Genomic DNA, 19,507 nt, shown 5'->3' with positions numbered 1-19,507 from the left:
CATGAAACTATCCGACGCGACACTGGCGCAATTGCCAGAGGGCATCGCACGTCCGACCTACGACCGCGCGGCGCTTGTTCCGGGCATCCTGCATATCGGCGTGGGCAATTTTCACCGGGCGCACCAGGCGTGGTACCTGCACCGTCTGATGCAGCAGGGCAGGGCGCTGGACTGGGCGATCGTCGGCGCGGGCGTGCGCCCCTACGACGAGGCGATGCGCCTGCGTCTGGCCGAGCAGGACTACCTGACCACGCTGATCGAACTGTCGCCCGACGCGATTTCCGCCGAGGTGGTGGGGCCGATGGTGGATTACGTCCCCATCGCCGAGGGCCATGGCCCGCTGATCGACCGCATGGCTCGGCCCGACATCCGCATCGTCGCGCTGACGGTGACCGAAGGCGGCTATTACATCGACCCCGTGACCAAGGCGTTCGACGCGTCCCATGCCGACATCGTCCATGATGCGGCGCATCCGGACAGCCCGCGCACCGCCTTCGGCGCGATGGTCGCAGCCCTGCGGCTGCGCCGGGATGCGGGCACCGGACCCTTCACCGCGCAAAGCTGTGACAACCTTCAGGGCAACGGCGACATCCTGCGCCAGACGGTGGTGGGGCTGGCCCGCATGCAGGACGCGGATCTCGCGGAGTGGATCGATGCGCAGTGCACCTTTCCGAACTCCATGGTCGATTCCATCGTCCCGGCCACGGGGCCGGCCCAGATCGCGCAGGCCCGGGCGATTGGCATCGAAGACGCCGCGCCGGTCTGTCACGAAGATTTCCGCCAATGGGTAATGGAAGATTCCTTCTGCGCCGGACGGCCGGACTGGGACAGGGTCGGGGCCACGTTCACCGATGACGTTCACGGCTACGAGACGATGAAGATCCGCATCCTGAACGCCGGGCACCAGGTGATCGCGAACGCGGGCGAAGTGCTTGCGATGCCGACCATTGCCGCCTGCATGGGCGACCCGGACGTCGGGGCGCTGTTCCGCAAGGTGGCGCTGGCAGAGATCGTGCCCCATGTACGACCCGTGCCGGACATGACGCCCGAGGCCTACGTCGACCTGATCGACCGGCGCTTCTCCAATCCCCGGATCGAGGATACCACCCGTCGCGTCGCCTTTGACGGCAGCGCGCGCCACACCGGTTTCGTGCTGCCGCTGGTTCGCAAGGCACTGGAGGCCGGGTTGCCGCTGGACGGGCTCGCGCTGGTGGAGGCGTGCTGGGCGCGGATGTGCGAAGGCACGCGGGAAGACGGCAGTGTCATCGAACCGAACGACCCGATCTGGGACCGGCTGACCACCACCGCGCAGGCGGCCCGGCACCGCCCGTCCGCATGGCTCGAAATGTCGGGCATCTACGGCGACCTCGGGCAGGCGCCGGAATTCGCCGCGCGCTTCGATCACTGGCTGGGCATGATCTGGGCCGACGGCACGCGTGCCGCGTTGAAGGCCTATTGCGGCAGAGCCTGATCGCCCCATTCCCGCCCGGGGGGCGTCCCGGATCATCGCTGTTGTCTGTACATAACGGCTTATGTATGCCTTTATTCGGCAGCGGCCCGCTGCGGGATGGCCCCGGCCCTTGCCCGTGGACTGGCCCGCAAGGGAAAGGGCCGGACCGATGACCGTGACGTTCAAGGATGTGAAGGCCGACTTGCTGGACCAGATCGCGCAGGGCGTGATGCCGCCCGGCAGCCTTCTGCCGAACGAAACGGATCTGGCAGCCCGGTACGGCTGTGCGCGGGCGACGGTGAACCGCGCGATGCGGGAACTGGCAGAGGAGGGCATCGTCGAGCGCAAGCGCAAGGCGGGCACCCGCGTCCGCAGCGCCCCTATCCGGCAGGCGCGCTTTGCCATTCCCGTCGTGCGCGAGGAGATCGAAGCGCAGGGCGCCGACTATCGCTACAGCCTGATCCAGCATCGCAAGCAGGATGTCCCTGACTGGCTGCGCGCCCGGCTATCCCTGCGGCGCGGGCAGAAGATCGTGCACGTGGTCTGCATGCACTGGGCCGACGGCGTGCCCTACCAGCACGAGGATCGCTGGATCAATCCCGAGGTGGTCCCCGGCGTCCTCAGGGCCAGCTTCGCGACCAGCGGGCCGAACGAATGGCTGCTGGCGGAAGTGCCATTTTCCAACGCTGAAATCAGCTTCATGGCCATCGAAGCGGATCAGGATCTGGCGGATCACCTCGACTGTGCCCCCGGCACCGCGCTCTTCCGCACCGAGCGCACGACATGGCTGCCGGATGGGCCGATCACGCTGGTGCGTCTGACCCACCGGCAGGGGCATCGCATCACCACCCGATACTGAGCCGCCGCGCAGTGGTCAGAGGATGCCCGGCAGGTTGAGCCCATGTTCCTGCGCGCAATCCCTCGCGATCTCGTAGCCTGCGTCGGCGTGGCGCATCACACCGGTGGCCGGATCGTTCCACAGCACGCGGGCGAGGCGCCGGTCGGCGTCTTCGGTCCCGTCGCAGCAGATCACCATGCCGGAATGCTGGGAAAAACCCATGCCCACGCCGCCGCCGTGGTGCAACGAGACCCAGGTCGCACCGCTCGCCGTGTTCAGAAGCGCGTTCAGCAGCGGCCAGTCCGACACGGCGTCGGATCCGTCCTTCATCGCTTCGGTCTCGCGGTTGGGCGACGCGACGGAGCCTGAATCGAGGTGATCGCGCCCGATCACCACCGGCGCCTTCAGCTCGCCGTTGCGCACCATCTCGTTGAACGCCAGCCCCAGCTTGTGCCGCACGCCCAGACCCACCCAGCATATCCGCGCCGGCAGACCCTGAAAGCTGATCCGCGCGCGCGCCATGTCGAGCCAGTTGTGCAGGTGCGGATCGTCCACCAGTTCCTTCACCTTGGCGTCGGTCTTGTAGATGTCCTCGGGATCGCCCGACAGCGCGCACCAGCGGAACGGCCCGATCCCGCGGCAGAACAGCGGACGGATGTAGGCGGGCACGAAACCCGGGAAGGCAAAGGCGTTCTCCAGCCCTTCCTCCAGCGCGACCTGCCGGATGTTGTTGCCGTAATCGAGCGTCGGCACACCGGCGTTCCAGAAGTCCACCATCGCCGCCACGTGGACCTTCATCGACGCGCGCGCGGCCTTTTCGACCGCGTCCGGGTCGCTTTCCTGCTTTGCCCGCCATTCGGCCACGCTCCAGCCCTGCGGCAGGTAGCCGTGGACCGGGTCATGGGCCGAGGTCTGGTCGGTCACGATGTCGGGCCGCACGCCGCGCCTGACCAGTTCGGGAAAGACATCGGCCGCGTTGCCGATCAGCGCGACCGACTTGGCCTCGCCCGCCTTGGTCCAGCGGTCGATCATCTCGAGCGCCTCGTCGATCGAATGGGTCTTCTCGTCGACATAGCGGGTGCGCAGGCGGAAGTCGGCGCGCGTCTCGTCGCATTCCACGGCAAGGCAGCAGGCGCCCGCCATCACCGCGGCCAGCGGCTGCGCGCCGCCCATCCCGCCAAGGCCCCCGGTCAGGATCCAGCGGCCCTTGAGGCTCCCGTCGTAGTGCTGGCGCCCGGCCTCGACAAAGGTCTCATACGTCCCCTGCACGATCCCTTGCGACCCGATGTAGATCCACGAACCGGCGGTCATCTGGCCGTACATGGCGAGACCCTTGCGGTCCAGCTCGTTGAAATGCTTCCACGTGGCCCAGTGCGGCACGAGGTTGGAGTTGGCGATCAGCACGCGCGGCGCATCCTTGTGGGTGCGGAAGACGCCGACCGGCTTGCCGGATTGCACCAGCAGGGTCTCGTCCTCTTCCAGCGTCTTGAGGCTGGCGACAATGGTGTCGAAATCCTGCCACGTCCGCGCCGCCCGGCCGATGCCGCCATAGACCACCAGCTCGTGCGGATTCTCGGCCACGTCGGGGTGCAGGTTGTTCATCAGCATCCGCATCGGCGCCTCGGTCAGCCAGCTTTTCGCGGTGATCTCGGGCCCGGTGTCGGGATAGACGTCGCGGATGTTGTGGCGGGGGTTGGTCATCGGTTGCCTCCAAGGGTCGGGGCCAGATCGGCCAGTGTGGTCAGGATGTCCGCAAGATGGCCGCGCAGGCGGTCGGTCTTGGCCGGGTCGAATTCCCAAGGGGCCTTTTCCCGGACGAGGTGGGTCGACTGGGCCAGTTCCATCTGGATCGCGTGCAGCCCTGCGTCGGGGCGGCCATAGTGCCGCGTCGTCCAGCCGCCCTTGAAGCGGCCGTTGAGCACGGTGGTATAGCCCTCGGCCCGGTCGCAGATCGCCTTGACGGCGGCCTCGACGGCGGGATCGCAGGTCGTGCCGCCGTTCGTGCCGATGTTGAAGTCCGGCAGGACGCCGTCAAAGAGGTAGGGGATGCGGCTGCGGATCGAGTGGCAGTCGTATAGGATCGCCACGCCGTGACTGTCGCGCACGCGGTCGAGCTCGGCCGCCAGCGCGGCGTGGTAAGGCTCGTGAAAGGCCTCCCGCCGCGCCTCGATCTCCTCCGAAGTGGGAGCTTCCTGCCAGACCGGCTCGCCGTCGAAGTCGGTCAGCGGCACCAACCCGGTGGTGTTCTGCCCTGGGTAGAGGCTATGCCCCGACGGGTCGCGGTTGGCGTCTATCACGTAGCGGTGGAAGGTCGCGCGCACCGTGGTCACGCCCTCCAGCAGCCCGTCGTAGAGCCGGTGAATGTGCCAGTCCGTATCGCTCAGCCCGCGGCCCCGGTCGTTCAGCCGGGCCATGATGTCGTCGGGCAGCCAGACGCCGGTATGGGGCAGGCCGAGGACGACAGGCCCGGTGCCGCGTGTGACCTCGACGGGGGTCATGCGCCCAGTTCCGGCATGGCGACCTGCGCAACCTCGCATAGCACACCGTCGCGCACCATCTCCGCCGCGCGTTCGAGGTCGGGCGCCATGTAGCGGTCTTCGGCCAACGCGGGCACGGACCGGCGCAGGCGCTCCAGCACGGCGGCAAGCGGCGCGCTGGTCCTGAGCGGCGCGCGGAACTCGATGCCCTGCGCGGCGCAGAGCAGTTCGACCCCGAGTATCCGTTGCAGGTTCGCCACCATCCGTCCCAGCCGCACGGCGCCGTGGGCGGCCATGCTGACGTGATCCTCCTGGTTGGCGGAGGTCGGGGTGGAATCGGTGACGCAGGGATTGGCGAGGTGCTTGTTCTCGCTCATCAGTGCGGCGGTCGTGACCTCGGCGATCATCAGGCCCGAATTCAGGCCGGGGTTCGGCGTGAGGAAGGGGGGCAGGTCGAAGCTCAGCGTCGGGTCCACGATCAGCGCGATGCGGCGCTGCGCGATGGCCCCGATCTCGGCCACGGCCAGCGCGATCATGTCGGCGGCGAATCCCACCGGCTCCGCATGGAAATTCCCGCCCGAGACGATCAGCCCCGCCTCGCTCAGCACCAGCGGGTTGTCGGTGGCGGCGTTCGCCTCGATCTCCAGCGTGCGGCCCGCCATGCGCAGCATGTCCATCGCCGCGCCCGTGACCTGCGGCTGGCAGCGGATGCAGTAGGGATCCTGCACGCGGGTATCGCCGATCCGGTGGCTTTCGCGGATCTCGGAGTTGTCCAGCAGCGCGCGCATGGTCGCCGCCGCCTCGATCTGGCCGGCATGGCCGCGCAGGGCGTGGATTTCCGGTTGCAGCGGCGCGGTCGATCTCATGATCGCATCCGTCGACATCGCCGAGGTCACCAGCGCGGACTGCATCGCGGCCCAGGCATCGAACAGCCCCGCGAGGGCGAAAGCGGTGGAAAACTGCGTGCCGTTGATCAGCGCCAGCCCTTCCTTGGCGCCCAGTTCGACCGGCTCCAGCCCCGCGCGCGCCAGTGCCTCGGCACCCGGCAGGGTCTCGCCCTCGAACTCGGCCTCGGCGTGGCCCATCATCACGGCGGCCATATGCGCCAGCGGCGCGAGGTCGCCCGAAGCGCCGACCGACCCCTGCACGGGGATCACCGGGGTCACGCCGCGCGCCAGCATCTGTTCCAGCAGGGTGATCAGCGCCATCCGCACGCCCGACGCGCCGCGGCCCAGCGACAGCAGCTTGAGCGCCATCATCAGGCGCGCGTGGCGGCGCGGGATCGGATCGCCCACGCCGCAGCAATGGGACAGGATCAGGTTGCGTTGCAGGGTCGCCGTGTCCGAGGCCGCGATCTTGACGGAGGCCAGCTTGCCGAAGCCGGTATTGACGCCATAGACCGCGTCCTCCCCGTTTGCGGCGGCCTCGATCCGCGCCGCCGCTTGGGCGATCGCGTCATGGCACTGGGGATCGAGCCGCACTGCGGCCTCGTCACGGTAGACACGGGCGAGGTCGCCCAGTGTCGCGGCGCCGGGTGTCAGCGTGAGGGATGTCATGCGGCGCCTCCGAAAATGCGGGTGTGCAGGGGATTGAAACCGATGCGATAGGACAGTTCCGCCGGCTGTTCGACATCCCACACGGCAAGGTCCGCCCGCTGTCCCGGGGCGAGTGTGCCGACATCCCGCAGTCCCAGCGCACGGGCGGCATTGGCGGTGACCCCGCGCAGCGCCTCTTCGGGCGTCAGGCGGAACAGGGTGCACCCCATGTTCATCGCCAGCAGCAGCGAGGTGAGTGGCGAGGAGCCGGGGTTGGCGTCGGTAGCCAGCGCGATGGGCACGCCCCGGTCGCGCAGTGTCTGTACCGGCGGCAGCTGCGTTTCGCGCAGGGTGTAGAAGGCCCCCGGAAGCAGCACGGCGACGGTGCCGGCCTCGGCCATCGCGGCGACGCCGGGTTCGTCCAAATACTCGACATGATCCGCCGACAGCGCGCCGTAGCCCGCCGCCATCGCCGCCCCGCCGAGATTGGAAAGCTGTTCGGCGTGCAGCTTGACCGGGAGGGCCAGTTCCTTCGCCACGTCGAAGACGCGGGCGATCTGCGCGGGAGAAAAGGCGATGCCCTCGCAGAAACCGTCCACCGCATCGACCAGCCCCTCGGCATGGGCCGCGCGCAGGGCGGGGATGCAGACCTCGTCGATATAGGTGTCGGCGCGGTCCCTGTAATCGGCCGGCACGGCATGGGCCCCGAGGAAGGAGGTCTTGACCCGCACCGGGCGGGCGGCCCCGACCGCGCGGGCCACGCGCAGCATCCGCAGCTCGGTCTCGATGTCGAGCCCGTAGCCCGACTTGATCTCCAGCGTCGTGACCCCTTCGGCGATCAGGGTGTCGGCCCGGCGCAGGGCATTGCGCAGCAGGGTCTCCTCGTCCGCCGCACGGGTCGCGGTGACTGTCGAGACGATGCCGCCGCCCGCGCGCGCGACCTCTTCGTAGCTGGCGCCGTTCAGGCGCATCTCGAACTCCGCAGCGCGGTCACCACCGTGGACGATGTGCGTGTGGCAGTCGATCAGGCCCGGCGTGACCAGCCGGCCGCCCATGTCGCGTGCCTTCATGCCGGCGTGTTCGCGCGGCAGATCGGCCCGCCGCCCGATCCACGCGATCCGGCCGTCCCGGACCACGATGGCCGCGTCCTCGACCAGGCCGTAAGGCACACTGCCGCAAAGCGTGGCGGCGTTGAGATGGGTCAGCAACAGCGCGGCGTCCGTCATCGTGCATCCCTCCAAATAACGCTTTCCTCTTATCGCCCGTGCCTTTATATGTCTATACATAAAATTATTAAGCGCGGATATATGATCATGATACACGCGGGGCAGGCCTTGCTGGCCGACGGCTGGAAAACCGATGTCAGGCTGACGCTGAAGGACGGGATCATCGAGGGCGTCGAGGAGGGCGCGCCCCCCGTCGCGGAGGACACGCGGGTGGACACGCTGCTGCCTGCGCTGGGCAATCTGCACAGCCATGCGTTTCAGAGGGCCATGGCCGGCATGACCGAGTACCGGCAGGCGGGGCAGGACAGCTTCTGGACATGGCGCGCGCTGATGTACCGCTTCATGGACCGCATGACGCCCGAGCAGATCGAGGCCATCGCCGCGCAGGTGCAGGTCGAGATGCTGGAGGCGGGCTTCGCCAGCGTGGGCGAGTTTCACTATGTCCATCACCAGCCGGGTGGCGTGCCCTATGACAACATCGCGGAACTGTCCGAACGGATCTTCGCGGCAGCCTCGGAAACGGGGATCGGGCTGACCCATCTGCCGGTGCTCTATACTTACGGCGGGGCGGGGGAGGCGCCGCTGTCCGAGGGGCAGCGCCGGTTCGGCAATGACGTCGACCGTTTCGCCCGGCTGACCGGGCGTGCGGCCGCCGCCCTGCGCGACCTGCCGCCCGACGCCCGCATCGGGATCGCGCCCCATTCGCTGCGCGCGACCACGCCTGCCGACCTCGGGCGGGTGGTGGCGGCGCACGGGCAGGGACCGATCCACATCCACATCGCCGAACAGCCGCGCGAGGTGAGCGACATCGAAGGCTGGCTGGGTGCGCGCCCCGTCGCGTGGCTGCTGGACAACCAGCCCGTCGATGCCCGCTGGTGCCTGATCCATGCCACCCACATGACACGGGCGGAGACGCGGGACATGGCCCGTTCGGGGGCCGTCGCGGGCCTGTGTCCCATCACCGAGGCGAACCTTGGCGACGGTCCCTTCAACGGTCCGGACTATGTCGCCGCCGGCGGGCGGTTCGGGATCGGGTCGGATTCCAACGTCAACATCTCGCTGACCGAGGAACTGCGCACGCTGGAATATTCCCAGAGGCTGCGCGATACCCGCCGCAACGTGATGATCCCGGGAGAAGGATCCGTGGGCGCGTTTCTCTATGCCGCGGCCGCGCGGGGCGGCGCGCGCGCACTGGACCGCGACGCGGGGGAAATCGCGCCCGGTCGGCTCGCCGATGTGGTCGCCATCGACAGCCAGACGCCCGCGCTCTGCGGCCTGCCGCGCGACAAGGTGCTGGACGGGCTGGTCTTTGCAGCACGGGACGGGGTGGTGACGGATGTCTGGTCAGCCGGTCGGCACGTCGTGACCGGGGGGCGGCACCCCCGCCGGGACAGCGTTTTCGCCGCCTACCGCAAGGCCCTGTCGTCGCTGATGTCGGACTAGCCGCAGGGCGTGGGCCGCGGGTGCCTCCCCGGTTGGGGCCGTGGGGATCCGCTTCGACAGTAAATTTTCCCAAACTTCGCCACGGGACTGGTTCTGGCGCGGGTGAGTCAGGTACGAAGGACAGGTCCGGTGCTTCGCGGGCATCGACTGAAAACCGGATTGAGCTGGAGGGGCAGGTGCCGCTATCCGCGATCAATATTGCTGAAGGCGCGACAAGGCCTGGCGCAGAACGGGTGGCGGCGGTCGTTGGTACGCGGCTGGCGCGGGTGCAGAACCCGCGTTGCGTGGCGACAGGGGGCGATCCGATGACAGGGCGCAAGACGGCCCGATGAGCGGCGCGCGCCTTCATCACATTCAGGCACATGCCGTCCTGTGGGGTGCAGCGGTCCTGATCGCCCTGCCGGACTGGGCTGCCGCGGCCGATCTCTTCAGCCCTGCCGGACCGGTGATGGAAGACCAGTCGACCCACTTCGTGCGGTCGGCGCTGATCGCGCTGGTTGCCGTTCTGCCCGCGATCATCGCGCTGCCGGTCCTTCTCTGGCGGTATCGCGACGGCACCTCGGCCCGCTACATGCCCGACTGGGAATTCAACAAATGGTACGAAGGCGCCATCTGGGGGGTACCGGTTCTCGTGATCTGCATGCTGGCATTCTGGCTGACGCAGTCCACCTTCAAGTACGATCCCTATGCCCCATTGGGGGACGATCCGCTGCGGATCGACCTCGTGGGCACCGATTTCCGGTATCTGGCGGTCTATCCCGATCAGCGGGTGGCCGCGCTTGACCAGATCGTCATCCCGGTGGGCCGACCCGTGTCCTTTCGCCTGACCACGGACACGGTGATGCAGAGCTTTCTGCCCAACGGGTTCGCCGGACAGATCTACGCCATGCCCGGGATGGTCACCAATTTGAACCTCGTCGCCGATCGGGAGGGGGAAGGGGTCGCGACCCAGACACAGTTCAACGGCTCCGGCTTTGCGAACATGCGTGTGCCGATGCGGGCCGTTCCGGCGGCGGCGTTCGACGCCTGGGTCGCGGGGGCGGCGGGTGACCCGATGGATGCCGAAAGCTACGGGGGACTGGTCGTCGCGGGCGAGAGCGCGGCGGAATATCACGCCCCGACACCCACGCTTCGCCCCCTGGACGATGCCTGTCTCTTCGACCGCGTGGTCGCCCGGTATCATCAGGGCAGCGCCATTCCGCCAGAAGCCCAACCGGGCAGCCCGGTCTTCGACCCTGCAAAGGGTGCCTTGCCCGCCGGGGCCTGTGACACGCTGGTGGCGGGCCGCTCTTTCCGAACCCACGACATGACCACGACGCGGGAGGACACCTCCCGCGGATCTGGCCACTGACAGCGACGCGATATGGACCATTTGATCTCTGGACGACTTGGCTGGGACGACATCGCGATTTTCGATGTCTTCCGCGATCCGACGGCCAGCAACATCGTCGGCAGTTCCGCCGGATGGCTGGTTGTCATCGGCGGCATCATCACGGCCGCCCTTCTGTTGGTCAGGGGCTGGTGGCAGCCGCTGCTGTTCGAGTGGCTGACCACCACCGACCACAAGAAGATCGGGATCATGTATATCGTCGTGGGCCTCGTGATGTTCGCGCGCGGCGTGGCCGAGGGCGTGGTGATGCGCACGCAATACGTGACCGCGTTCGAAGGGGGGTACCTGACGGCCGATCATTTCTCCGAGCTGTTCTCGACCCACGGCACGATCATGATCTTCTTTGCGCTGATGCCGTTCCTGATCGGGTTCATGAACCTGCTGGTGCCGCTGATGATCGGCGCGCGCGACGTGGCGTTCCCCCGGCTGAACCAGATCAGCCTGGCCTTTACCGTCGTTGGCGCGATGCTGCTGATGATCAGCCTCGTGATCGGGAAGTTCTCGACCGGCGGCTGGACCGGATATCCGCCTTACACGGGCGTCGCTTTCCAGCCCGGCACCGGGCCGGACTACTGGATATGGTCGCTGGGCCTGTCGGGCATCGGGTCGCTGCTGACGGGGATCAACTTTGCCGTGACCATCTACAAGATGCGCTGCCCCGGCATGACCTTCATGCGGATGCCTGTCTTTGTCTGGACGGCGCTCTGCACCTCGATCCTGCTGATCTTCGCGCTGCCGCCGTTGACCGCCGTGGTCATCATGCAGGCGCTGGATCGCTACCTCGATTTCCATTTCTTCACCAACGACCTTGGTGGAAACATGATGAACTTCGCCAACCTGTTCTGGATGTTCGGGCATCCCGAGGTCTACATCCTGATCCTGCCCGCCTTCGGCCTCTACTCCGAGTTCACGGCGATCTTCGCGGGCAAGCGGATATACGGGTATACCTCGCTGGTGATCGCTACCATGGCGATCGCCGTGCTGTCCTTCACCGTCTGGCTGCACCACTTCTTTACCATGGGGCAAAGCCCGACGATCAACGTGGCCTTCGGCATTGCAACCATGCTGATCGCCATTCCCACGGGCGTGAAGGTCTATGTCTGGATCGCCACGCTCTGGGGGGGACGGATCCGGATGCGCACGCCGGTCATCTATCTCGGCGGGTTCATCTTCTTCTTCGCGATCGGCGGCTATACCGGCATCCTGCTGGCCAATCCGACGATCAACTTCACCGTGCACAACAGCCAGTTCGTCGTGGCCCATTTCCACAACGTGCTGCTGCCCGGGACGCTTTTCGCGGTGCTCGCCGGCATCTATGTCTGGTTCCCCAAGTTCTTCGGATTCCGGCTGGACGAACGCTGGTCGGCCACGACCGCCTGGCTCTTTATCGTCGGCTTCACCTTCGCCTTCATGCCGCTTTACATGGTCGGCCTGATGGGGCTGCCGCGCCGCAGTCCGGCGTTCGACGATCCCGGCTATATCCCCTACATGATCGTGGCGATGGGCGGGGCGCTCTGCTTGCTGGCGGCGCTCTGCGCCTTGATCGGCACCTTCATCGTCTCCGCGAGGCGGCGCGACGAACTGGCGGTCCCGGGTGGCGATCCGTGGGACGGGCGCACGCTGGAATGGGCCACACCCGCGCCGGTGCCGGAATGGAACTTCGCCTTCCTGCCAGAGGTGAAACGCCTCGATGCCTTCGAGGTCGAGAAGGCGCAGGGCACGGCCTACCGGATCGACCGCGAGGATTTCGAGGATATCGAACTGGCCCCGAAAAGCTGGATCGGCCTGACGATCATCGTGTTCGGCACGCTTCTGGGTTTCGCGATGGTGTTCTGGATCTGGTGGCTTGCGGTCCTGTCCGCCACCGTGGTGCTGGCGCACGCCATCGGTCTCGGCTTCGTGCGCGACGCGGGCGAGATTGTTCCGGCAGACGTCGTTGAACGCACCGAACGCGACTGGATCGCGGCGGCCCGGCAAGGGCAGGGCACCGACCGGACCCTTGAAGTGTCACCGCGCAATCGCGGCTTTTCCGCCCGCATCGGGGAGGCGTAACATGACCGCATCGAGCTCTTGCTCCAGTAGTCATCCGGGGCTCAACCTCGGTGCCGCCCACGGGCAGGCCCACGAGGATGCGGAACCTGTCATGTTCGGGTTCTGGATCTTCCTTATGAGCGACCTCGTCACCTTCGCGATGTTCTTTGCCGTCTATGCCACGTCTCTTCAGGCAACCGCCGGGGGGCCGGGCAACGCGGACATTGTCGATGTGACCAGCATCGCGCTGCAAACCGGCGCGCTGCTGGTCAGCTCCCTGCTGTTCGGCATCGCGACCGTGGCGATGAAGCACGGATCGGCCGCGCGCACCGTGATCCTGTGGCTTCTGGCCTCGCTCGCCTTGGGGCTTTGCTTCCTGGGGCTCGAGCTGCGCGACTTCATCGTGGCGGCCGAAAAGGGGGCCGTGCCCATGCGCTCCGGCTATCTGAGTGCCTTCTGGGCCCTGGTGGGGTTGCACGGGCTGCACGTGGCCGTGGGCAGCGTCATGATCTGTGTGCTCTGTGCGCAGATCGCCATCTTCGGCTTTGCGTCTGACGTCAAGACGCGCCTGCTGAGGCTTGGGCTCTACTGGCACTTTCTTGATATCATCTGGATCGGGATATTCTCGATCGTCTTTCTGCCGGGATTGTTGACATGAGCGAAAAGGACCAGCGCGCCCGTGATCTGCGCATGTATTTCACCGGCTTTGCGGCTGCAGTCACGCTGACCGCCCTGTCGTTTCTGACCGCAATCCTGCAACCCTTCGGGCCGGTCGGCCTGTTTGCCACCCTCGGGGTTTTGGCGATTGCGCAGGTCATCGTCCATTTCCGCTTCTTCCTGCACATCGACCTGTCCCGGCAAAAGCGCGAAGACCTGCAGCTGATCCTGTTCACCGTCCTCATCATCGCCATCATGGTCGCCGGGACGGTCTGGGTCCTCGGCAGTCTGATGACGCGGATGATGTGACGGCTTGGCAAGACGCAGGGGGGCAGGCGTGCGCTTGCGGTCCCGGTGTCACCAAGGTTTCCGACCGATCAAACTGCAGCGGGTGTTCGCGAAACTTTACAGTTGCGACAGATTCGGCATTCTTGGCGCAGGCGGGGTCCGCCCCGCGTTCAGATGACCGGTATTTGTTCTGTCTGGTCGCGGGCCGTGCCCGGATCACCGGATGAGGACAAGATGAGCTGGACGACACTGCAAGACTGGGCAACGCATCTGCACCCTGACAAGTGGTCCGGAGCGCTCATCATTCTGGCGCTTTTCGTCCTTGCCGGCGTGATCCTGTCGCACCTGATCAGGCACATGATCCGCGGTCGAACGCGATCACGACAATCGGCTGGATCGTATGGCGATCGCCTTCCTGTCAAAGGTGGCAAGTGCCTTCGTCTGGATCATGATCCTGATGTTCTACGCTCACATGATCCCGGCACTCGACCGGCTTGCCACGGCGCTGCTGGCCAGTGTTTCGGTGGCGTCTGTGGTCTTTGGCCTGGCCGCGCAATCGACCCTGTCGAACTTCGTGGCGGGCTTCAGCCTGATCTTCTACAGGCCGTTCCGGTTGGGTGACAAATTGCAGATCAATGCCCCCACGGGGGTGGAGACCGGCGTGGTCGAGGACGTATCGCTCGGCTATACGATCCTGAAAACCTACGACAACCGGCGTGTCATCATCTCGAACGCCGCCATTTCCAGTACGACCATGGTCAACCTGTCCGCCCGCGAGCTGCGCACGATGGCCATCATCCCGATCTCGGTCAGCTACGATGCGGACATCGACACGGCCCGCGCGCTCATCCTCGAGGTGGCATCGGGGATGCCCCAGATCGAGGAAATCGCAGGTTGTCCGGTCACCACGCTCAATGCCTCGAGCGTCGATTTCAGCCTGCGGGTCTGGTGCGTGGATTCGGGCATCGCCGCCGGGGTAAAGAACGACGTGCTCGAAGCGGTCAAGAAACGGTTCGACGCGGCGGGCATCGAAATCCCCTATGCCTACCAGAACCTGATCATCAAGGAATTGCCGGAGCGTGAAAGGGACACGGCACCGGTCGACAGCACGCCCTCGACGACCTGAATGTCCCGTCCAACGGAAAAATTCCCGCGATCACGGACCCTGAAACCGGCCGAACGCTCGCCTTTTCGCGGGGCAGGGTGGCGGCACGTCTTTCGTGCGCGTATTGCGAGGGCGGCTGGTCCGTCCTAAGTGGTGGCGGAACCAAGGAGATCACGAATGACCTCGAACGCAGCCGCACTGGCAGCGCGCCTCTCAGTCGCGCCGATGATGGACTGGACAGATCGCCACTGCAGGTATCTTCACCGGCGGTTGAGCCGCCATGCGTTGCTTTATACCGAGATGGTCACGGCGCCGGCGCTGGTGCGGGGCGGGGCGGTGCACCTGCTGGCGCATGACGTCAGCGAACATCCCGTGGCGCTTCAGCTCGGCGGATCGGACCCGATGGAACTGGCGCAGGCCGCGCGGCTGGGTGCGCAGGCGGGCTACGACGAGATCAACCTCAACTGCGGCTGCCCGTCCGACCGGGTGCAATCCGGCACGTTCGGCGCGGTGCTGATGAAGGATCCGGCACGGATGGCCGAGTGCGTCGCGGCGATGCGCGAGGCCGTGGACGTCGAGGTGACGGTGAAGTGCCGGATCGGGGTCGATGACCAGGACCCCGAAGAGGTCCTGCCGGAGTTCCTCGCGCGGATCGTGGCGGCGGGAATCACCCGTGTCAGCATCCACGCGCGCATGGCTTGGCTTCAGGGCCTCAGCCCCAAGGAAAACCGCGACATCCCGCCGCTCAACTATCCGCTGGTGCACCGGATGAAGGCGTACTTTCCGAACCTGCATATCTCCGTCAATGGCGGGATCACCAGCCTCGACGAGGCCGAAGCGTTCCTGTCGGGCGGACTTGACGGGGTCATGGTGGGCCGTGCGGCCTATCACACCCCGGCGGACATTCTGTGCTCTGCGGACAGGCGCCTGTTCGGCGACGGACCGGATAGCACGCCCGAGCAGGCGGTGCGCGACATGCTGCCCTATATCGACGCGCATCTGGTCGCGGGCGGCAAGCTGAACCAGATCACGCGGCACATGCTGGGGCTGTTCGCGGGCCGGCCCGGTGCGCGCGGGTGGCGGCGGGCCCTGTCCGAAGGGGCCTCCAGGCCCGGTGCGGGACCGGAGCTTGTCGAGGCGGCACTGGCGGAGATCGAGGCGCTGGCACAGCAGGCGCAGGCGGTGTAGCAGGGGGCCAAGGAAAAGGAGAGCCCCATGCCAGATACCACGTTGCTGATCCAGATGGGGGTGCTCCTCGCGTTCATCGGGGCCTTCGCCGGCGTCCTTGCGGGGCTGTTGGGTGTCGGCGGCGGGATCGTATTGGTTCCCGCGTTCTTCTACGCGTTCCAGACACTTGGGTACGAGGGGCCGCAGCTGATGCAGATGTGCCTCGCGACGTCGCTGGCGACCATCATCGTGACCTCCGTCCGATCGGTGCTGAGCCACAACCGGAAAGGGGCGGTGGACTGGGCGATCCTGCGCGGCTGGGCGCCCGGCATCGTGATCGGTGCCGTGCTGGGGATGCTGGTGGTCGCGCAGCTTCGGTCCGGCACGTTGCAGGGCATCTTCGGAGGCTTGGCGCTTGTCGTGGGGCTCTACATGGGCCTCGGCCGGTCCGAGTGGCGGCTGGGGGCGGCGATGCCCACCGGGCTTCTGCGCGCCGTGCTCTCGCCGGCGGTCGGTTTCCTGTCGGTTCTGATGGGTATCGGCGGCGGCAGCTTCGGCGTGCCGCTGATGAGCCTCTATGCCACGCCGATCCACCGGGCGGTGGCCACGGCGGCGGGCTTTGGCGTGCTGATCGCCGTGCCGTCGGTCATCGGGTTCCTGCTGGTCCCGATGACAGTGAATCCTCCGCCTTACACCCTCGGGTCGGTGAACCTCGTGGCGTTCGGCATCGTGATCGCGATGACGCTGATCACCGCGCCGCTGGGGGTCCGGCTGGCGCATGCGATGGACCCGAGGCCGCTCAAGAGAGTGTTCGCCGTGTTCCTGATCCTCGTCGCGCTCAACATGATCCGCAAGGCATTGGGCTGGTGACCGGCTTCCGGGTATTCGACCCGGACCCCGCCACGCGCCGCTGGGCCGAGGCCGCGCACGGCGTGGCGCAGGCGCTTGCCGCCGATCCCGGGATACGCGCCCGCAACCTGCGGCATGGCGGCACGTGGTTCGTCGGGGTTGACGTGCTGCCCAATGCTGCCGACGGCAGCATCGCGGGGGTGCCGCTGGCAGGGGCATGGCGCGCGGCGGTGACGCCGCCGGCTGCGTGGCACGCGGCGCAGGTTTCCATCGTCTATCCGGGTTATCCGGGGCGCGACCCGGACGAGAGCGAGGCCAATCACCGCTTTCGCGTGATCCGGCACGCCGCCCACGTCGACGGTCTGCTGCCGGAAGATCCGGCGCGCCGCCGCTACCTGCGCGAGCCGCACGGCTTCATTCTCGGCCTGCCGCTGAACCGGGCGCGGGCCGCGCCCCTGATGGTCTGGCCGGGCAGTCACCGGATGATGGGCGACGCCCTGCGCCACGCGGTGGCAGAGCGTGACCCGGCGGACGTGGACCTGACGGAGGCCTACGCGGACGCACGGCGCGCCGTCTTCGACGCGGTGGCGCCCGTCCCTGTCCATGCGGAACCGGGGCAGGCGGTGCTGCTGCACCGGCACCTTCTGCACGGCGTGGCCCCCTGGTCGGACGCGGCGACGGCGCCCGCCGAGGGCAGGATGATCGCCTATTTCCGGCCTCAGATCAGTGCGGCCGACTGGCTCGCTCCCTGAGATTTGCCCGGATTTCCCAACAATCACCTTGCCGCTGCCCCATTGTCGCCTTTTCCGGGTGTAGATCATGGCCCATGAACTGTTGTCTCCGGGAGGTCGACATGAGGATCATCTTTTCTGCAAAGGGCGGCTCGGTCGCCTACTGCTCCACGGCAAGCCGGATTCGGCTGGTCCCGCTTTTCGGGCCGTCACGGGCCGACGCGCTGCTCATCGAAACAGGATTCGCCCGGCTCAGTGCCTTCGGCGCGAATGCGAACCACGCACCCAGCGGGGCAGAAGGGGCGATCACCGCCGACCGCGGGCTCGAACTGCTGTACCGGATCGCCGGCGGCCACTGAGGGGCGTGGCTTAGCGGTTCTGTCGCGCCAGCCGCGCGGCCCGGCCGCCACGGCGTTGTTTCAGCCGACCCGCCCGGTCCGGCAATTCCGCCATGATCTCCCGTCGCTCTTCCGCGCTCATCCGGGACCACCGCGAAATCTCGTCGATCGAACGCAGGCATCCGGTGCACAGGCGCGCTTCGGGATGCACCACGCAGATCTTCACGCAGGGGCTTTCGATCTCGGCCCGCTTCCAGATATTGTCACTCATGCGTCGCTCCCTGCCGGCGCAGGACCGCCAGACGGTCCAACACACCTTGCAGAATATACCCCGCCGCCACGTGGTCGATCACCTCGGCGCGACGTTTGCGTGTCGTATCCGCCTCCAGCAGCGCGCGTTCGGCGGCCACGGTGCTCAGCCGTTCGTCCCAGAAGGTAATCGGAAGCGATGACAGCCGGTCGAAATTGCGCGCGAAGGCGCGGGTGGACTGGCAACGCGGCCCTTCGGAGCCGTCCATGTTGCGCGGCAATCCCAGAACCAGTCCCGCGATCCGCCGGTCGCTGATGATCTCCACCAGGCGGGCGGCGTCCAGGCCGAACTTCTTGCGGCGCACCGTCTCCAGCGGGGTCGCCACGCTGCGGAACCCGTCGCTGACCGCGACCCCGATCGTCTTTTCCCCAAGGTCGAGGCCGATCAGCGCGCCCGTCGCGGGCAGGGCGGCGGCGAAGGTCTCGATGTCATCGCAGATCATTCCGCCACCCCGGCCTGCTGGCCCGCGCGGCGGATGATGTCGAGCGATCCGGTATCCCCGGCAAAGACCTCGGTCGCGTTGTCATAGATGCGGCGCGCCTCCTCGGCACGGTCCAGCACCGCGAGCGAGGTGATCAGCCGGGCCCAGTCGGTTGCCGGGCCTCCCTCCGTCGCCAGCCGGTTCGACAGGCCCTCCACCATGCCGCCGATCATGGCCATCCGGTCCTCCGCGGTCATGTCCCCAGCGGCCTCAATGTCAGCGGCGGAGGGGCCGCGTGCGCCACCCGGCTGAGGCATCTCGTACTCCACCCCGGCCAGCTGCGAGACCGGCATGATCTGCGCCCGGATCGGCGCGATCCACGGCGCATCCGCCGGCCCGCGCCGCAGCAGCTCGTCCCAGATGCGGAACGCGATGTCCGGCCGTCCGGTCTGCACCATCATCAGCCCCACGTAATAGCGCGCCCGACCGTCCGCCTCGTCCCGGCCCAGGGCGGCGCGCAGCGCGCGCTCCGACTCGGGCGAGACGTAGCCGCCCGCGGCCAGCACGAGGAATTCGCCATAGGCGCTGTAATCCGCCGCGGTGGCGCTGTCGCCCTTGAGCCGCAACACATCGGCCTGCGCGGCGGCGGCGGCCGAGAAATTGCCCAGCCGTGCCTCGTTCGTGGCCAGAAGCTGGTGGCCCTGCAGGTCGTCGGGGCGCGCGGCGACCGTGTCGCGCAGACGGGTCATCAGGGTCTCGAATTCCTCCGTCACGCCCTCGGGCGGGGGCATGGGCGGCAGGCTCGCCTCCGCGGCCTGCTGGTCGGGCCGGTTCTCGTGCATCCGCTCGGCAAAGGCGATACGGTCTTCCAGCCCCAGGTCGCCATACCCCGGTGCCCCGACGTCGCGGTAAAGCAGCAGCGATCCCGCAAAGACCACGACGAGCAGCAGCGCATAGACCACGACCCCCGGAGATTTGCGACCGGCCACGGCGGCGGTGTCCGGCCCGGTGTCGAGGGCGAGGATCCGGCGCGAGATCTCGGTGCGGGCCCGCTCCGCATCCTCGGCGGGAACCACCCCGCGTGCCACGTCCCGTTCCACCTCGGCCAGCTGGTCGCGGTAGACCCGAAGATCATAGGCAGCCGCATCTTGCGGCGCGCCCTGTGCGCCACGCGCCATCGCCCGTGCCAGAAGCCCCGCGACCAGCGCCGCCATCGCGCAGGTGATGATCCAGAATGTCATGAAGACCCCA

Annotated in this window: 19 protein-coding genes; 12 read left to right on the top strand and 7 right to left on the bottom strand. The window is 67.2% G+C overall.

The genetic code is table 11. The features are described from left to right. The first annotated feature begins 1 nt into the window (after window position 1). Entirely contained in the window at window positions 2–1,471 is a 1,470-nt protein-coding gene (locus BOO69_RS11770) for a mannitol dehydrogenase family protein (protein ID WP_071972340.1), read from the top strand. Window positions 1,472–1,619: 148 nt separating this feature from the next. After that, entirely contained in the window at window positions 1,620–2,309 is a 690-nt protein-coding gene (locus BOO69_RS11765; protein WP_071972339.1) for a GntR family transcriptional regulator, read from the top strand. A gap of 15 nt (window positions 2,310–2,324) precedes the next feature. On the opposite strand, the gene hutU is transcribed toward BOO69_RS11765, so the two are convergent. From hutU to hutI, 4 genes are read right to left on the bottom strand one after another with little or no spacing between them, the layout of a single operon-like run. Next, window positions 2,325–3,989 (bottom strand): urocanate hydratase, encoded by a 1,665-nt coding sequence (hutU, locus tag BOO69_RS11760; protein ID WP_071972338.1) that lies wholly within the window; start codon window positions 3,987–3,989, stop codon window positions 2,325–2,327. Then, window positions 3,986–4,786 (bottom strand): N-formylglutamate deformylase, encoded by an 801-nt coding sequence (hutG, locus tag BOO69_RS11755; protein WP_071972337.1) that lies wholly within the window; start codon window positions 4,784–4,786, stop codon window positions 3,986–3,988. The genes hutU and hutG overlap by 4 nt, the downstream gene beginning before the upstream one ends. Next, a complete protein-coding gene (gene hutH, locus BOO69_RS11750; RefSeq protein WP_071972336.1) occupies window positions 4,783–6,321 on the bottom strand; it encodes a histidine ammonia-lyase in 1,539 nt (512 codons plus the stop codon). Before hutH ends, hutG begins: the two co-directional genes overlap by 4 nt. Further along, window positions 6,318–7,526, bottom strand: coding sequence for an imidazolonepropionase (gene hutI, locus BOO69_RS11745; protein WP_071972335.1), 1,209 nt, complete (start codon window positions 7,524–7,526; stop codon window positions 6,318–6,320). Before hutI ends, hutH begins: the two co-directional genes overlap by 4 nt. Window positions 7,527–7,607: 81 nt before the next feature. Between hutI and BOO69_RS11740 the strand changes: the two genes are divergently transcribed. The 10 genes from BOO69_RS11740 to BOO69_RS11695 all read left to right on the top strand — a co-directional run bounded on the left by BOO69_RS11740 (window position 7,608) and on the right by BOO69_RS11695 (window position 17,546). Continuing rightward, on the top strand, window positions 7,608–8,969 hold the full coding sequence (locus tag BOO69_RS11740; protein ID WP_071972334.1) for a formimidoylglutamate deiminase: 1,362 nt from the start codon (window positions 7,608–7,610) through the stop codon (window positions 8,967–8,969). 328 nt (window positions 8,970–9,297) lie between these two features. Next, window positions 9,298–10,320, top strand: a complete 1,023-nt coding sequence (locus BOO69_RS23330; RefSeq protein ID WP_071972333.1) for a cytochrome ubiquinol oxidase subunit II family protein — start codon at window positions 9,298–9,300, stop codon at window positions 10,318–10,320. A gap of 12 nt (window positions 10,321–10,332) precedes the next feature. After that, on the top strand, window positions 10,333–12,411 hold the full coding sequence (locus tag BOO69_RS11730; RefSeq protein WP_071972332.1) for a cbb3-type cytochrome c oxidase subunit I: 2,079 nt from the start codon (window positions 10,333–10,335) through the stop codon (window positions 12,409–12,411). Between the two features lies 1 nt (window position 12,412). Further along, the gene (locus tag BOO69_RS11725) at window positions 12,413–13,048 is read left to right on the top strand and encodes a cytochrome c oxidase subunit 3 (RefSeq protein WP_071972331.1); all 636 of its coding nucleotides are present in this window, start codon (window positions 12,413–12,415) and stop codon (window positions 13,046–13,048) included. Beyond that, window positions 13,045–13,356, top strand: a complete 312-nt coding sequence (cyoD, locus tag BOO69_RS11720) for a cytochrome o ubiquinol oxidase subunit IV (RefSeq protein ID WP_071972330.1) — start codon at window positions 13,045–13,047, stop codon at window positions 13,354–13,356. The genes BOO69_RS11725 and cyoD overlap by 4 nt, the downstream gene beginning before the upstream one ends. Window positions 13,357–13,735: 379 nt before the next feature. Further along, window positions 13,736–14,461 (top strand): mechanosensitive ion channel family protein, encoded by a 726-nt coding sequence (locus tag BOO69_RS11715; RefSeq protein ID WP_237267448.1) that lies wholly within the window; start codon window positions 13,736–13,738, stop codon window positions 14,459–14,461. Between the two features lie 156 nt (window positions 14,462–14,617). Continuing rightward, window positions 14,618–15,628 carry a tRNA dihydrouridine(20/20a) synthase DusA gene (gene dusA, locus BOO69_RS11710; protein WP_071972329.1) on the top strand — a complete coding sequence of 337 codons (1,011 nt, stop codon included), beginning with the start codon at window positions 14,618–14,620 and terminating at the stop codon, window positions 15,626–15,628. Between the two features lie 27 nt (window positions 15,629–15,655). Next, window positions 15,656–16,477 carry a sulfite exporter TauE/SafE family protein gene (locus BOO69_RS11705; protein ID WP_071972328.1) on the top strand — a complete coding sequence of 274 codons (822 nt, stop codon included), beginning with the start codon at window positions 15,656–15,658 and terminating at the stop codon, window positions 16,475–16,477. Next, on the top strand, window positions 16,474–17,208 hold the full coding sequence (locus BOO69_RS11700) for a phytanoyl-CoA dioxygenase family protein (protein ID WP_237267447.1): 735 nt from the start codon (window positions 16,474–16,476) through the stop codon (window positions 17,206–17,208). Before BOO69_RS11705 ends, BOO69_RS11700 begins: the two co-directional genes overlap by 4 nt. 101 nt (window positions 17,209–17,309) lie before the next feature. Continuing rightward, entirely contained in the window at window positions 17,310–17,546 is a 237-nt protein-coding gene (locus BOO69_RS11695) for a hypothetical protein (protein ID WP_071972327.1), read from the top strand. A gap of 10 nt (window positions 17,547–17,556) precedes the next feature. Here the strand turns inward: BOO69_RS11695 and BOO69_RS11690 are convergent, their stop codons facing one another. Genes BOO69_RS11690 through ccmI form a run of 3 tightly spaced genes read right to left on the bottom strand, consistent with a single transcriptional unit; the run spans window position 17,557 to window position 19,497 of the window. Continuing rightward, window positions 17,557–17,796, bottom strand: coding sequence for a DUF1289 domain-containing protein (locus BOO69_RS11690; protein ID WP_071972326.1), 240 nt, complete (start codon window positions 17,794–17,796; stop codon window positions 17,557–17,559). Continuing rightward, window positions 17,789–18,277 carry a Holliday junction resolvase RuvX gene (gene ruvX / locus BOO69_RS11685; RefSeq protein WP_071972325.1) on the bottom strand — a complete coding sequence of 163 codons (489 nt, stop codon included), beginning with the start codon at window positions 18,275–18,277 and terminating at the stop codon, window positions 17,789–17,791. Before ruvX ends, BOO69_RS11690 begins: the two co-directional genes overlap by 8 nt. After that, entirely contained in the window at window positions 18,274–19,497 is a 1,224-nt protein-coding gene (gene ccmI / locus BOO69_RS11680) for a c-type cytochrome biogenesis protein CcmI (protein ID WP_071972324.1), read from the bottom strand. The genes ruvX and ccmI overlap by 4 nt, the downstream gene beginning before the upstream one ends. Window positions 19,498–19,507 lie beyond the last annotated feature (10 nt).

Source organism: Sulfitobacter alexandrii (assembly GCF_001886735.1).
GTDB classification, from domain to species: domain Bacteria; phylum Pseudomonadota; class Alphaproteobacteria; order Rhodobacterales; family Rhodobacteraceae; genus Sulfitobacter; species Sulfitobacter alexandrii.
The sequence above is the reverse complement of the archived record's forward strand: the minus strand, read 5'-3'. Positions and strand labels throughout refer to the sequence as shown.